The following is a 13,843-nucleotide window of genomic DNA, read 5'->3' as shown; positions in this document are numbered from 1 at the left end:
GACATGGCAGCGGGGCGGTAGTACGGGCGATGGGAATATTGCCTGGCACGCCGGGGATCGCGGGTTCGAGCCCCGACCGCTCCGCCAGTTACGAGAAGGCGCATCCTCGGATGCGCCTTTCTTCTATCCGGATTCTACCCACGCTCCACGGTTGCCTAATTTTGAAGTTCAACCGTTTCTGGGGGACGCATGCTGCAAAATATCAGGGACAATTCACAAGGCTGGATTGCCAAGACTATTATCGGGGTCATCGTTGCACTGATGGCCTTGACCGGTGTCGATGCCATTTTCCAGGCCTCCTCTTCGAAGAACGAAGTGGCCAAGGTCAATGGTGAAGAAATCAGCCAGAACGAGCTGAGCCAGGCGGTTGATATGCAACGCCGCCAACTCATGCAACAGCTGGGCAAGGACTTCGACGCCTCCTTGCTGGATGAAAAAATGCTGCGCGAATCGGCCCTCAAGGGCCTGATCGATCGCAAACTGCTGCTGCAAGGCGCCCATGATTCGAAGTTCGCTTTCTCCGAAGCGGCTCTGGACCAGGTGATCCTGCTGACACCTGAATTCCAGGTCGACGGCAAGTTCAGTGCCGAGCGTTTTGACCAGGTAGTTCGTCAGTTGGGCTACAGCCGCCTGCAGTTCCGCGAGATGCTGGCTCAGGAAATGCTGATCGGCCAATTGCGTGCCGGCCTGGCAGGCAGCGGTTTTGTCACCGATGCCCAGGTACTGGCCTTCGCCCGTCTGGAAAAACAGACCCGTGATTTCGCGACCCTGACCGTCAAGGCTGATCCTGCCTCGGTCAAGCTGACCGATGCCGAGGTCAAGGCTTACTACGACGAGCACGCCAAGGAATTCATGACCCCTGATCAGGTAGTCATCGACTATCTGGAACTGAAGAAGTCCTCCTTCTTCGACCAGGTCACCGTGAAAGACGAAGCGCTGCAGGACGCCTATCAGAAAGAAATCGCCAACCTGGCCGAACAACGCCGGGCTGCGCACATTCTGATCGAAGTCAACGACAAGGTGACCGAGGCGCAAGCCAAGGCCAAGATCGAAGAGCTGCAAGCGCGCCTGGCCAAGGGTGAAAGCTTCGAGGCCTTGGCCAAGGAGTTCTCCCAGGATCCAGGTTCGGCTGCCAATGGCGGTGACCTGGGTTACGCAGGCCCAGGCGTCTATGACCCGGACTTTGAAACAGCGCTGTACGCGCTTGACAAAGACCAGGTCTCGGCGCCGGTTCGCTCCAGCTTTGGTTACCACCTGATCAAGTTGCTGGGCGTCGAAGCGCCAGAAGTGCCGAGCTTTGCCAGCCTCAAGGACAAGCTGACCCGCGACCTGAAAACCCAGCAAGTGGAACAGCTGTTCGTCGAGGCGACCAAGCAACTGGAAGACTCCTCGTTCGAATCCTCCGACCTGGCCCAGCCAGCGGCCGATCTGAAGTTGACCGTACACACTTCCGCGCCGTTCGGCCGTGAAGGTGGCGAAGGTGTTGCGGCCAACCGTGCCGTGATCACTGCAGCGTTCAGTCCGGAAGTGCTGGATGAGGGTGCCAACAGCACCGCCATCGAACTGGATCCGGAAACCGTGATCGTGCTGCGCGCCAAAGAGCATCGCAAACCTGAGCAACTGCCTCTGGCGAGCGTTGAAACAGCGATTCGTGCGCAACTGGTCAAGGAGCACGCCAGTGCTGCGGCCAAGACCAAGGCCGAGGAGCTGGTAACCAGCCTTCGCGACGGCAAGACGGCGATCGACAGCCTGGGCTGGAAAGTCACCGAAGCGGCCACCCGTGGTCAGGAAGGTGTCGAACCTGCCGTGCTGCAAGCCTTGTTCCGCATGCCCAAGCCTGCTGCCAAGGACAAGCCGAGCTTCGATAGCGTGACCCTGCCTGACGGCAGCCTGGTGATCGTGCGCCTCAATGGGGTGAACGAAGCTGCAGCGCCAACTGACGAGGAGAAGGCCGAGTACCGCCGCTTCCTCGCTTCGCGTGTCGGCCAGCAAGACTTTGCTGCCTACCGCAAGCAGTTGGAAAGCGAGGCCGACGTCAAGCGTTACTGATAGCTGACTGACGCGTACAGCTGCAAACAAAAACCCCGGCCACCAGGCCGGGGTTTTTTATTGTTCATCTGTTCATCGGTCACCTGAGTGCGCGACTTTTCCGGCAAACGATGGTCAGTAGAGGGGTCAGGTGTACAAGTCACTAATCCATGCGCCGTCACAGGGTGAACTGTTGCACAATACGCCCCGTACCGATTTCCTCAGGATGTTCAATGTTCACATCATTCCCTATGCGTACCGCGGGACTGGCGCTGGTGCTGGCTGCCGCAGCCGGTTGCGCGAAGGACCAAGCCATTTATGAGCATGAGAACTTCGACGACTCCGGAACCTTCTCGCGCAAATACCCGGTGACCGACACCGCGTCCTGTGAAGCCGCCCGCCGGGCGTTGCTGAGCCAGGGCTATATCATCACCAGTTCCGACCCGAAACTGATCAGCGGCCACAAAAGCTTCCAGCAGACCGGCGACACCCACATGGAGATCAGCTTCAGCGTGGTGTGCGCCGAAGACAGCAGCCATCACGCGACCATGTTTGCCAACGCCTTGCAGGACCGCTATGCGTTGAAGAAGACCAACAACTCCGCCAGCCTCGGCGTCGGCGTGTTGGGGTCGGTGTCGATGCCGATCGGCTCCTCCGATGATTCGATGGTCAAGGTTGCGAGCGAGACGGTCACCTCGGGCAAGTTCTATGAGCGCTTTTTTGCCCTGGTGGAATTGTTCCTGCCACCGGATGTGAAGAAAGCCGCCCATATCACCGAGAAGCCCAAGACTGACCTCGGTGTGCCGGAAGCCAAGCTCGCGCCGGTCGCGCCGACGCCTGCCGCAGAACCTGCGCCAATGCCTGCCGCCGAACCTGTGGTCCCCGCCATGCCTGAGCCGGCACCGGCTGCACAGGCCGCCTCCGAGCCGGTAGCACCGCCGCCCGAAGCCGCACCGATCACGCCCGAGAAGGCCATCGAAGCCGCCCCTCAGGCCGCCCCGCAACCTTCGCCGCAGCCGGTACCGGAACCTGTGCCAGAAACCGCGCCTACAGTGACCCCACCCCCGGCCAACCCTGATTCGCTGCCTGCCCCGAGCGAGCCGATCACGCCCATGCCGTCCTCCGGCCAGTAACCCGTCCGCCAGTGCTGCGGCCCCTCTTGGGGTAACGCAGCCGGGCGCTTGACCTGCATCAAGCTGCGCTCACCGGCGCCCATGATAAATTTTGAAGTGTCTGCTACGTTTTATGAGCAGGAGCCACCGTGTACCCGCGTCATTTTTCTTTCATGCGGGCACTTTATGCTGATGGCGCAGGTCATTTGGGCAACGGTTTTCGACACGACTAAAAAAGGAATTGGCAATGGACGATTATCAAGAAGAGCTGCTGGAATATCAGGCATTCGAACTCGACCCGCTGGAGCCGGCGGACGACGCTACAGAGTTGTAGTGGCGCTGCTACCAGTTACGTTGGCTTCACGCCGATTGCCGATGGCTGCGGCGAAACTCGCCGGGCGTCTGGCCGTTCCAGCGTTTGAAGGCGCGTTGAAAGGCTTCGGCCGAGGCAAATCCCAACAGGTAGGCGATTTCGCCAAAGGCCAGTTCCGTGTCGCGGATGTAGGTCATGGCCAGGTCGCGGCGGGTGTCGTTGAGAATCGCGCGAAACTGCGTACCCTCTTCAGCGAGCTTGCGGCGCAAGGTCCAGGTTGGCAGCTTCAAGCGTGCCGCCACTTCTTCCAGGTCGGGTTCACGACCGCCATTGAGCAACGGCCCCAATAGCTGCGTGATGCGTTCGCGCAGGCTACGGGTGCGGGTCAACTGCTCCAGTTCCCGTTCACACAGTTTGAGCAGCAGGCGCCAGGTGCTGGGGCAGTGCTCGGGGTTGCGTTGCGCCAGGCTGGCCTGGCTCAGGCGCAACTGATTGTGCTCGGCGCCAAACTGCAGGGCGCAGTCCCCCAGCACGGCATAGCGTTCTGAGTAGTCGGGTGCCTGGAATTCAATCTCGATGCGCTCGGCCCGCAGTGGCTCGGGGCAGAGGCTTGACAGCTGCTGTAACCAGCCGGCGATGATCGAGTCCACCACAAAGCGGTTATAGGCGTTGTATGGACTGATGGAGTAGAACCGCAGCCAGGCCCCTTGGGTGTCCTCATGGAAGCTCGACTGGCCGCGATAGTTGGAGCCGTACAAGGCCTCGAAGCGAATCAGGCAACGCGCCGCTTCGCGCACCGTCGGCGCCTGGGCAGCCGTCACCCCGGCCAGCCCGACCTGACCCAGCCGACTGAGCTGGCCCATGCGCAAGCCCAGGGCCGGGTCCCCGGTCAGTTGGATGGCGGCGTGGCCCAGGCGCATGTAGCGCGGAATCGACAGCCGGGCACCGGCCTCGGCCAGACGCGCGACGTCCAGGCCGTATTGCTCCAGCAGGGGTTGCGGGTCACAGCCGTGGCTGCGCACGGCATCCGCCAGACTATGGACAAAGCCGACGGACAGGTCCCCCAGGCGCATCGGCAGCGGTTTCATGGGTTACAACCAGATATTCAACAAACGGGCGCCGCGGGCTTCGCCATCGGCGAAGTGCTGCCCATTGCTGCTGAGGAAACTCTGACCGGCGCTGCCCTGGTTCCAGAACTGGCCACGCAGGAACACGCTGACCCCGGCATTGGCCAGGCTGCTGGGTGGCTGTGCGGTCAGGGTCAGGCGATGCCAGGCCTGGCCTTCGCTGAGCTCACCCGGCTTGAGGCTGATCTCACTTGGGGTGGAGGGCCCCTGGTAACCGCGCCAGGGTTGATCCCAGGTACTGCGGCCGGTGACGAAGGCCGGCACGGCGATCAATTCGGCACCCTGGTCGTTGAGCTTGCGGTAGTTGTCCGGGTACCAGCTGTCGTTGCCGATCAGCACCCCAAGGCGCCCGGCGGGGGTCTGGATCACGTTGATCGCCCGGTCGCCACTGGGCCGGATAAACCCTTGCTCGGCGAGGCTCGGGCTCAACTGCCGTTGCGGCTGGCCGATGGGCGCACCGTCCCGGCCAAACACCAGGCTGGTGTTGTACAACGGACCCTTGCCAATACTCAGGGCGCCGTCTTTGACGCTCGGCTCCGGCAGCACGATGCTGCCCGCCACCAGGGTGATGTCGAATTCCCGGGCCAGGCCGCCGAACAGCGCCTGGTACTGGCCGGCCATGCTCTTGGCCTTCATGCGCAGGTGGGCATCCTCCAGGCGGCTGTCACCCTGGGCGCCGATCAGCGCCCGCAGGAAAGGCAGGGGATTGCTCACCGCCAGCCAGTTCATGGCTTCGTCGAACGTGCTGGCCTGGTACAGCTCGTCCTTCTCGCCGCTGACCATCAACCAGGTGCCGATATGTTCAGGCAGCACGACGATGGTCTTGGCGTTGAGCAGGCCCTGGTCGCGGGCTTGCTGCAAGTAGGCCGCGAGTTTGCGATGCAGGCGTTCGGGACTTTGGTAGTCGGTGGGGAACAGTTCTGGCTGGATCCCCAGCAGGTTGCCCCGGTCACCGGGTACGCCCTGATCCACCGCGAGCTGGATGCGCAGGTCGGACAGGTAATGCCCCACCGGGCGTTCGGCGGTCCACATGGCGTAGGTGGTGAGGGCAGCGAGCAAGGCCATGGCGAATGTCAGGTAAAGAAGTTTGCGCATGAGAAAACTAAGGATCAGCCGTGTGCAGGGTTCGCCGACTAGGGTAGGCGCCATGCCGGCGAATGCCAAGGGGTGCTGCACATTTGGATCAATAACTTGTCAGTTACGGTCATTGAGTGCGGGCGGGCCTGCTCTTAGTCTGTGACCCATAACCGATGGACGCCCAAGAGCGTCCGCACTTTTTCCGTGATTACTCGTTGTGGAGTTACCGATGGCCGCCGCTCACTACCCGCACCTGCTGGCCCCGCTGGACCTGGGCTTTACCACGTTGCGCAACCGCACCCTGATGGGCTCGATGCACACCGGGCTGGAAGAGAAGCCGGGCGGTTTCGAACGCATGGCGGCCTACTTTGCCGAGCGTGCCCGTGGCGGCGTTGGCCTGATGGTCACCGGCGGTATCGGCCCGAACGAAGAGGGCGGCGTGTACGCTGGCGCGGCCAAGTTGACCACCCTTGAAGAAGCGCTGAAACACCAGATTGTCACCCGTGCGGTGCATGAAGCCGGTGGCAAGATCTGCATGCAGATCCTCCACGCCGGGCGTTATGCCTACAGCCCGAAACAGGTGGCACCGAGCGCTATCCAGGCGCCGATCAACCCGTTCAAGCCCAAAGAGCTGGACGAGGAAGGGATCGAGAAACAGATCAGCGATTTCGTCACCTGCTCCACCCTGGCGCAAACCGCCGAGTACGACGGCGTCGAGATCATGGGCTCGGAAGGTTATTTCATTAACCAGTTCCTCGCCGCCCACACCAACCATCGCACCGACCGCTGGGGCGGTGCCTACGAAAACCGCATGCGCCTGCCGGTGGAAATCGTGCGTCGCGTGCGCGAAGCGGTGGGCCCGAATTTCATCATCATCTTCCGCCTGTCGATGCTCGACCTGGTGGAAGGCGGCAGCAGTTGGGAAGAAATCGTGCAGTTGGCCAAGGCCATCGAGCAGGCCGGTGCAACGATCATCAACACCGGGATCGGCTGGCACGAAGCGCGGATTCCAACCATCGCCACCAAGGTGCCGCGTGCGGCATTCAGCAAGGTCACCGCCAAATTGCGCGGTTCGGTGGGTATTCCGCTGATCACCACCAACCGTATCAACACCCCGGAAGTCGCCGAGCAGATCCTCGCCGAAGGCGATGCCGACATGGTCTCGATGGCCCGGCCGTTCCTCGCCGATCCGGAGTTCGTCAACAAGGCCGCTGCCGGGCGGGGTGATGAAATCAACACCTGCATCGGCTGCAACCAGGCCTGCCTGGACCACACCTTTGGCGGCAAGTTGACCTCCTGCCTGGTCAACCCGCGTGCCTGCCACGAAACCGAACTCAACTACCTGCCGGTGCAGCAGATCAAGAAGATCGCGGTGGTCGGTGCCGGGCCTGCGGGGCTGGCGGCCGCCACCGTTGCCGCCGAGCGCGGCCATCAAGTGACGCTGTTCGATTCGGCCAGCGAAATCGGCGGTCAGTTCAACGTCGCCAAACGTGTGCCGGGCAAGGAAGAGTTCTTCGAAACCCTGCGCTACTTCAATCGCAAGTTGCAGACCAGCCATGTCGAGCTGTGCCTGAACACTCGGGTCGATGTGCCACAACTGGTCGCCGGCGGCTACGACGAAGTGATCCTGGCCACCGGCATCGCACCACGGCTGCCAGCGATCCCCGGTATCGACCATGCCAAGGTGCTGAGCTACCTGGACGTGATTCTGCAGCGCAAGCCGGTGGGTAAAAAAGTCGCGGTGATTGGCGCCGGCGGTATCGGTTTCGACGTGTCGGAATTCCTCGTGCATCAGGGCGTGGCCACCAGCCAGGACCGTGAAGCCTTCTGGAAGGAGTGGGGCATCGACACTCACCTGCAAGCGCGCGGTGGCGTGGCGGGCATCAAGGCCGAGCCCCATGCCCCGGCCCGTGAAGTGTTCCTGCTGCAACGCAAGAAATCCAAGGTCGGGGACGGCTTGGGCAAGACCACCGGCTGGATTCACCGCACCGGTCTTAAGAACAAGCAGGTGCAGATGCTCAACAGCGTCGAGTACCTGAAGATCGACGACGCCGGCTTGCACATCCGCATCGGCGAGACGGGCGAGCCGCAACTGTTGCCGGTGGACAACATTGTGATCTGCGCCGGCCAGGATCCGCTGCGCGAACTGTACGACGGCCTGCTGGCCGCTGGGCAGAACGTGCACCTGATCGGTGGTGCGGACGTGGCGGCGGAGCTGGATGCCAAGCGCGCGATCAATCAGGGATCGCGCCTGGCGGCTGAGCTCTAAGTCAACCTGGGTCCGGCCGGAACAGCCGTCACCCGACACCGCGATTGTGCAAAGCAATCGCGGTGCTTTCACTTCGATCAGTATTGGTAGCAGCTGCCGAGCGCGCGAGGCTGTGTTCGAGGACGCAGTCCTCGCCGGGTTGGCGTGGGTCCTTGGCGCCCGCTTCGCAGGCGAACGCAGCGTCGCAGGCTCGGCAGCTGCTATGAGGTGCATGGCTGGTAGACTGGCCTTCCACGTCTTGTGAACGATGTTGCCGATGCTTTGCCTACCTGCCGATTGGTCTCCCCACGCCCCCCTCGAACCCCTGCACCTGGACTGGCTCGACCGTGCCGGTGTCGAGGTCGCGGTGCTGCGTCTGGACCTGATCGACCCGCTGATCTGTGGCAACAAGTGGTTCAAACTGATGGATCACCTGCGGCTTGCCGGCGAGGCGGGGGCGCAGGGTGTCATCAGCCTGGGCGGTGCCTGGTCCAATCACCTGCACGCCCTGGCGGCGGCCGGCAAGCGCTTTGGTTTTGCCACCGTCGGCCTGTTGCGTGGGCATCCCCAGTCCAACGCCACGGTGCAGGACCTGCAGGCGTTCGGCATGCACCTGCACTGGCTGGGTTACGGCGGCTATCGAGCCCGGCATGAGCCTGGGTTCTGGCAGCCGTGGCTGGCGCAGTACCCGGGGTTTGAGCCCATTCCCGAGGGCGGTGGCGGCTTGGCGGGGGCGCGTGGTTGCGGGCAACTGCTGGGCCTGGTCGCTGAACAGCTGCCTGGCCTGGGCTGGACCGATCATCACGGTTGGTGGCTGGCCTGCGGGACGGGTACCACGCTGGCGGGTCTGGTGCTGGCCGAGGCGGGCAGGCATCCGGTGCAGGGGGTGTTGGCGGTACCGCACGACCATGGCGTGGCAGAGCAGGTCGCAGCGATCCTGGCGCAGGGCGGGTGCTCAGTGGGCGACTATGGGCTCATCGATGGCAGCCGCGGCGGTTTTGCCAAGGTCGACCCGGTGCTGCTGGCGTTCATCGAGGCCACCGAGCAGGCCAGTGGCCTGCCGCTGGAACCGCTGTACACCGGCAAGGCCTTGCTGGCGCTCAAGCAGCAGGTCGAGGCGGGGCAGGTGGCGTCCGGTACGCGCTGGATCTTTGTGCACACCGGCGGCTTGCAGGGCCGCCGGGGTTTTGCCACCCAGGCGCAGGTTTAACCGCGTTTGGGCATCATCCGCAGCAGGGTGTTGTCGCGGTAGTAATAATGGTGCGCCAGTCCGGCCACGGCGTGCAGGCCGATCAGCCAGTAACCGATGGTGCCGCCCAGCACATGCCAGCCTTCGATCTGCTTGGCCAGCTCCTTGTCTTCGCCGATCAACAGCGGCAGGTCGATGCCATAGAACATCACTTGATGGCCGGCGGCGCTGGTGATCAGCCAGCCGAGGATCGGCATGCCGATCATGAACACATACAGCGCGACGTGCATCAGGGTCGCCAGCAGGCTTTGCCAGCGGGGTGGAGTCGGTACGATTTTCGGTGCCACTCCCAGGCTGCGGGCGAACAGGCGGAGCCAGACCAGGACGAACACGGTCAGGCCGAGCATGAAGTGCGCTTCCTTGATCAGGGTCCGACCGCCACTGCCTTTGGGAAAGATCCCACGCAGTTCGATGGTGGCATACACCACGGCCAGCAGCACCAGCATCAACCAGTGCAGCGCGATCGATACGGTGCTGTAGCGTGAGACAGAGTTCTTCCAGGGCATAGGGTCCATTCCTCAGTATTCAGGTCATAAATCTCCATTCTTGTGCGACGGAGTGCGCTAACTGTAATCCTGTTAGGGGGAAATTGCCTGAGCCAAGTCAGGCTCTTGTCCTACGTCCAGCGCTCTGCCACAGGCTTTTGTGCAAAAAAAAGCGCCAGCCCCGGTCAAGGGCTGGCGCTTTGTCGGGCGCGTGAGCTATCAGCTGCTTTGTGGCATCTCACCCTGGGCCAGGCGTTTGTTGATGTCGGCGATCACCTGGGGCAGGTCGGTGATGGTGTCGATCATGTAATGCGGGCGCGAACCTTCGAACAGGCCATGAATGCGTTGGCGCTCGTTGGCCAGGGTGTCGCTGCCCAGGGCGCGATAGCCCTCGTACGTCAGGCCCAGCGCGTTGCCGGAGCAGATCAGGGCCACGGTCCACATCCCGGCGCGCCGGCCTTCGAGGATGCCGGGCACGGTGTCGTCGATCTTCACGCAGGCGGCGACGTCGTCGATGCCCAGGGCGATGACATTGGCCAGGGCCTGGGCCGGCCATGGGCGGCCGTTGGGCACTTCGTCGGTGGCGACCACGTGATCGGCGATGTAGCCGTTGGTGGCGGCCAGTTCGACCACCTTGTCCATCACCTGCTTCGGATACCCAGAGCACGAACCGATCTTGATGCCTTGCTGGCGCAGGTTGGCAATGGTCTCCAGGGCACCGGGGATCAACGCCGAGTGCTCGGCGATCTTTTCGATCTGCAGCGGCATGAAACGTTGGTAGATGGCGGTCACGTCATCGTCGGTCGGGGTGCGGCCAAACACCTGGCGATAGCGCTCAGCCACTTGTGGCTGGTCACACAGGGTGCGGATGTGGTCCCACTTGCCCATCCCCATCGGGCCCCGGGCTTCCTCGATGGACACCTGCACGTCGAATTCGGCGAAGGCCTCGACAAAGATCTGGGTCGGCGCGAACGAGCCGAAGTCGACCACGGTGCCGGCCCAGTCGAGGATGGCGGCTTGCAGCTTTGTTGGGTTGGTGTAGTTCATAGTGTGCGAATCCTGTATTTGGAGAATGATGAACCCTGTAGCCGCTGGCGTACCCAGCGGCCGGCTGATCGCTGAAAAGTCAGATCTCGAGTACTTCCATCTCGCGCAAGACCTCGGCCACAGCGGCCACCGCTGCACGCATCTCGGCCTGGTTGACGTGGCCGATGCAGCCGACGCGGAAGGTTTCGACCTGGGTCAACTTGCCTGGGTAGAGGATGAAACCCTTGGCCTTTACCCGTTCGTAGAACGCTTTGAATTGATAGCGCGGGTCCCGGGGGGCGTGAAAGGTGACGATGATCGGCGCCTGGATGGCCGCCGGCAGGAAGCTGCGCAAGCCAAGCCTGGCCATTTCCTCGAGCAGCACCTGGCAGTTGTCGGCGTAGCGCTGGTGGCGTACCGGCAAGCCGCCTTCTTCGTTGTATTGCAGCAGGGCCTCGTGCAGCGCCGCGACCACGTGGGTCGGCGGGGTGAAGCGCCACTGGCCGGTCTTGGCCATGTAGCTGTGCTGGTCGAACAAGTCCATGGCCAGCGAATGGGAGTTGCCGGCCGCAGTGGCCAGGGCCTGCTTGTTGGCGAAGACAAAACCCATGCCGGGCACACCTTCCAGGCACTTGCCGCTGGCGGCGATCAGCGCGTCGAAGGGGACTTGCCGGGCATCGATCGGTAGCGCGCCAAAGGAACTCATGGCGTCAATGATCAGGCGTTTGCCGTGCTGGGCAATGACCTGGGCGATGTCCGCCAGTGGGTTGAGAATCCCGGTGCTGGTTTCGCAGTGGATCAGCGCAACGTGGGTGATGCTGGCGTCGGCCCGCAGCAGGCGGTCGACATCGGCGGCAGTGGTCGGCTCGTCTTCAGCGGTTTCAAAGGTGCTGAACGAACGGCCCAGGTACTCACAGATTTTCGCCAGGCGCTTGCCATATGCGCCGTTGATCAGCACCAGCACTTTACCGTCGCGGGGCACCAGGGTGCCGATCGCCGCTTCGACGGCGAAGGTCCCGCTGCCTTGCAGGGGGACGCAGTGGTGGCTGTCGGCGCCGTTGACGATGCTCAGCAGTTGTTCACAGAGGCTGGCCGTCAGTTGATTGAAGCGGTCATCCCATGAACCCCAGTCGACCATCATCGCCTGGCGGGTGCGGGCCGAAGTCGTCAATGGGCCGGGGGTGAGCAGGATGGGTTCGGCAGTGCTCATTCGCGTGTCCTCGTTATCGATGGGATGAAGCTACGGGAGATAAATTGCAATTTGCCGCGCCATCAATCAAATTGTTTGTTGTTATGCCAATCATCAGTAAGGCTTATTCATGAACCTGTTCCAGTTGCGCGCATTCGATGCGGTGGCCCGTGAGGGCAGCTTTACCCGGGCCGCTGCCCGTCTGTTCATCAGCCAGCCGGCAGTGACCGGGCACATCAAGGCGCTGGAGGAGCACTACCAGATCACGCTGTTGCGGCGCACCGCACGGCGGGTCGAACTGACGGAGGAGGGCATCAAGCTGGCGGCGATCACCCGGGCGATGTTTGGCCTGGCCGAAGAAGCCCAGGTCATGCTCGAGGCCAACCGGCAGTTACTGACCGGGCGCCTGGAAGTGGCGGCGGACGGGCCGCACATGGTCATGCCGATGCTCGCCAGCCTGCGGGCGCGCTACCCGGGCATCACGGTCAACCTGCGCTTGGGCAATGCCCAGGAAACCCTCGCGGCGCTGCTGTCCGAACACGCCGATGTGGCGGTCCTGACCGAAGTCGAGCCGCGCAAGGGCCTGCACCTGCAAGCCCTGAGCGAGTCGCGGATCTGCGCGTTGGTGCCCGCCGGTCACCCCTGGTCGAGCCTGGACCAGGGCATCAGCCTCGAGGCGCTGGACCAGGTGATCATGGTCCTGCGTGAGCCGAGCTCCATCACCCGGCGCACGTTCGATGAGGCCTGCAGCCAGGCGCGCATCACCCCGCGGGTGCTGCTGGAGCTGGACAGCCGCGAGGCGGTGACCGAGGCGGTGGCGGCGGAACTGGGGGTCGGGGTGGTGTCGTCAGTCGAGGTCAGTCACGATCCGCGGGTGCGGGCGGTGCCGATCATCGGTAAGGGGTTGGTCAATCGACACCTGATTGGCTGCATGGAGCGGCGCCGGGACCTGCGCCTGATCCAGGCGTTTTTCGCCCTGGCGCCTGTCTGATGACGTGTGGCGCGGCTATCGCTAGCAGGCTCGCTTCCACTTGGCTGGTGTAGGGTTGTGGAACTGTGGGAGCTGTGTCCGCTTGCGGCCTACCCGCGATAGGGCCGGACCTGCTTACTCCAGGCTCTCACGCACCATCTGCAGAAATGTCGCCACCACGCGCCGTGAACTCTGCTCGCGCAGACACACCAGGGTTTCGGTCAGGCGCCGGGTGCAATCGATAATCGGCAGTGCGCAAACCCGTGAATCGGCGCCAAACTCGGCGGCCGAGACCACGCCCACGCCAATCCCGACCACCACGGCTTCCCGTGCGGCCTCGCGGCCTTCCACCTGGATCGCCGGTCGAATGCGCAAGCCGGCCCGGGCCATTTCTTCTTCCAGGGTCTGGCGGGTCACCGACCCGACTTCACGCAATACCAGCGGGGTGTCGTCCAGGTCCGCCAGGCGGATCGACTCGCGGTCGGCCCAGGGGTGGTTGCGGGAAACGAAGGCCACCATCGGGTCGTTGCGCAACGGCAGTGTCAGCAGGCGCGCATCGTTGACGTCCCGTCCGAGCAAGGCCAGGTCGGCCTGATAGTTGAACAGGCGAAACAGCGATTCGTCGGTGTTGCCGGTTTCGATCTTCACACTGATGCCCGGATAACGCTCGCAGAACCGGGCGATTTGCGGCAGCACGTGGACCGGGGCATCCACCGCCAGGATCAGGCTGCCGGTCTGCAGGGCCTGGGAGTCCTGCAGCAGTTCCTGGGCCTGGGCTTCGATCACGAACAGGCGCTGGGTGATGCTCAACAGGCGTTCGCCCAGGTCGGTCAGGCGCACAGAGCGCTTGTTGCGATGAAACAACAACACCCCAAACCGTTCTTCGAGTTTGCGCACCTGGTCGGAGATGGCTGGCTGGGTCAGGAACAGGCGTTCGGCCGCTTTGGTAAAGCTGCCGTGCTGGGCCACGGCATGGAAAGCCTTGAGCTGGGCGTGGGATACCGACATCGCATGACCTC

The 13,843-nt window shown here is 63.0% G+C and carries 11 protein-coding genes; 5 read left to right on the top strand and 6 right to left on the bottom strand.

Features of this window, described 5'->3' with window-relative positions; genetic code table 11:
• Positions 1-189 precede the first annotated feature (189 nt).
• Both H7995_RS16830 and H7995_RS16825 read left to right on the top strand, forming a co-directional pair.
• The gene (locus H7995_RS16830) at positions 190-2,049 is read left to right on the top strand and encodes a SurA N-terminal domain-containing protein (RefSeq protein WP_166590776.1); all 1,860 of its coding nucleotides are present in this window, start codon (positions 190-192) and stop codon (positions 2,047-2,049) included.
• 212 nt (positions 2,050-2,261) lie between these two features.
• On the top strand, positions 2,262-3,161 hold the full coding sequence (locus H7995_RS16825; RefSeq protein ID WP_166590775.1) for a DUF2242 domain-containing protein: 900 nt from the start codon (positions 2,262-2,264) through the stop codon (positions 3,159-3,161).
• A 339-nt stretch (positions 3,162-3,500) separates the two neighbouring features.
• On the opposite strand, the gene H7995_RS16820 is transcribed toward H7995_RS16825, so the two are convergent.
• Both H7995_RS16820 and H7995_RS16815 read right to left on the bottom strand, forming a co-directional pair.
• Positions 3,501-4,541 carry an AraC family transcriptional regulator gene (locus tag H7995_RS16820; protein ID WP_166590774.1) on the bottom strand — a complete coding sequence of 347 codons (1,041 nt, stop codon included), beginning with the start codon at positions 4,539-4,541 and terminating at the stop codon, positions 3,501-3,503.
• Positions 4,542-4,544: 3 nt separating this feature from the next.
• Positions 4,545-5,675, bottom strand: a complete 1,131-nt coding sequence (locus tag H7995_RS16815) for a carbon-nitrogen hydrolase family protein (RefSeq protein ID WP_185818637.1) — start codon at positions 5,673-5,675, stop codon at positions 4,545-4,547.
• A gap of 211 nt (positions 5,676-5,886) precedes the next feature.
• On the opposite strand from H7995_RS16815, the gene H7995_RS16810 reads away from it, so the two are divergent.
• Complete coding sequence (locus H7995_RS16810; RefSeq protein ID WP_182344021.1) at positions 5,887-7,926, top strand: NADPH-dependent 2,4-dienoyl-CoA reductase; 2,040 nt, start codon at positions 5,887-5,889, stop codon at positions 7,924-7,926.
• 256 nt (positions 7,927-8,182) lie between these two features.
• Positions 8,183-9,115 carry a 1-aminocyclopropane-1-carboxylate deaminase/D-cysteine desulfhydrase gene (locus H7995_RS16805; protein WP_166590771.1) on the top strand — a complete coding sequence of 311 codons (933 nt, stop codon included), beginning with the start codon at positions 8,183-8,185 and terminating at the stop codon, positions 9,113-9,115.
• Here the strand turns inward: H7995_RS16805 and H7995_RS16800 are convergent.
• From H7995_RS16800 to H7995_RS16790, 3 genes are all read right to left on the bottom strand, one after another.
• Complete coding sequence (locus tag H7995_RS16800; protein ID WP_166590770.1) at positions 9,112-9,660, bottom strand: cytochrome b; 549 nt, start codon at positions 9,658-9,660, stop codon at positions 9,112-9,114. The genes H7995_RS16805 and H7995_RS16800 overlap by 4 nt on opposite strands.
• Before the next feature lie 198 nt (positions 9,661-9,858).
• Positions 9,859-10,686, bottom strand: a complete 828-nt coding sequence (gene phnX, locus H7995_RS16795; protein WP_166590769.1) for a phosphonoacetaldehyde hydrolase — start codon at positions 10,684-10,686, stop codon at positions 9,859-9,861.
• 79 nt (positions 10,687-10,765) lie between these two features.
• Positions 10,766-11,875 carry a 2-aminoethylphosphonate--pyruvate transaminase gene (locus tag H7995_RS16790; RefSeq protein WP_166590768.1) on the bottom strand — a complete coding sequence of 370 codons (1,110 nt, stop codon included), beginning with the start codon at positions 11,873-11,875 and terminating at the stop codon, positions 10,766-10,768.
• A gap of 109 nt (positions 11,876-11,984) precedes the next feature.
• Here H7995_RS16790 and H7995_RS16785 point away from each other — a divergent pair, with 109 nt between their 5' ends.
• Positions 11,985-12,845 carry a LysR substrate-binding domain-containing protein gene (locus H7995_RS16785; RefSeq protein ID WP_166590767.1) on the top strand — a complete coding sequence of 287 codons (861 nt, stop codon included), beginning with the start codon at positions 11,985-11,987 and terminating at the stop codon, positions 12,843-12,845.
• Positions 12,846-12,959: 114 nt separating this feature from the next.
• Here H7995_RS16785 and H7995_RS16780 read toward each other — a convergent pair whose 3' ends face one another.
• Positions 12,960-13,832, bottom strand: coding sequence for a LysR family transcriptional regulator (locus H7995_RS16780; protein WP_166590766.1), 873 nt, complete (start codon positions 13,830-13,832; stop codon positions 12,960-12,962).
• Between the last annotated feature and the right edge of the window lie 11 nt (positions 13,833-13,843).

Origin of the sequence: Pseudomonas kielensis (assembly GCF_014236655.1) — a bacterium.
In the GTDB taxonomy this organism is placed as follows: domain Bacteria; phylum Pseudomonadota; class Gammaproteobacteria; order Pseudomonadales; family Pseudomonadaceae; genus Aquipseudomonas; species Aquipseudomonas kielensis.
The sequence above is the reverse complement of the archived record's forward strand: the minus strand, read 5'-3'. Positions and strand labels throughout refer to the sequence as shown.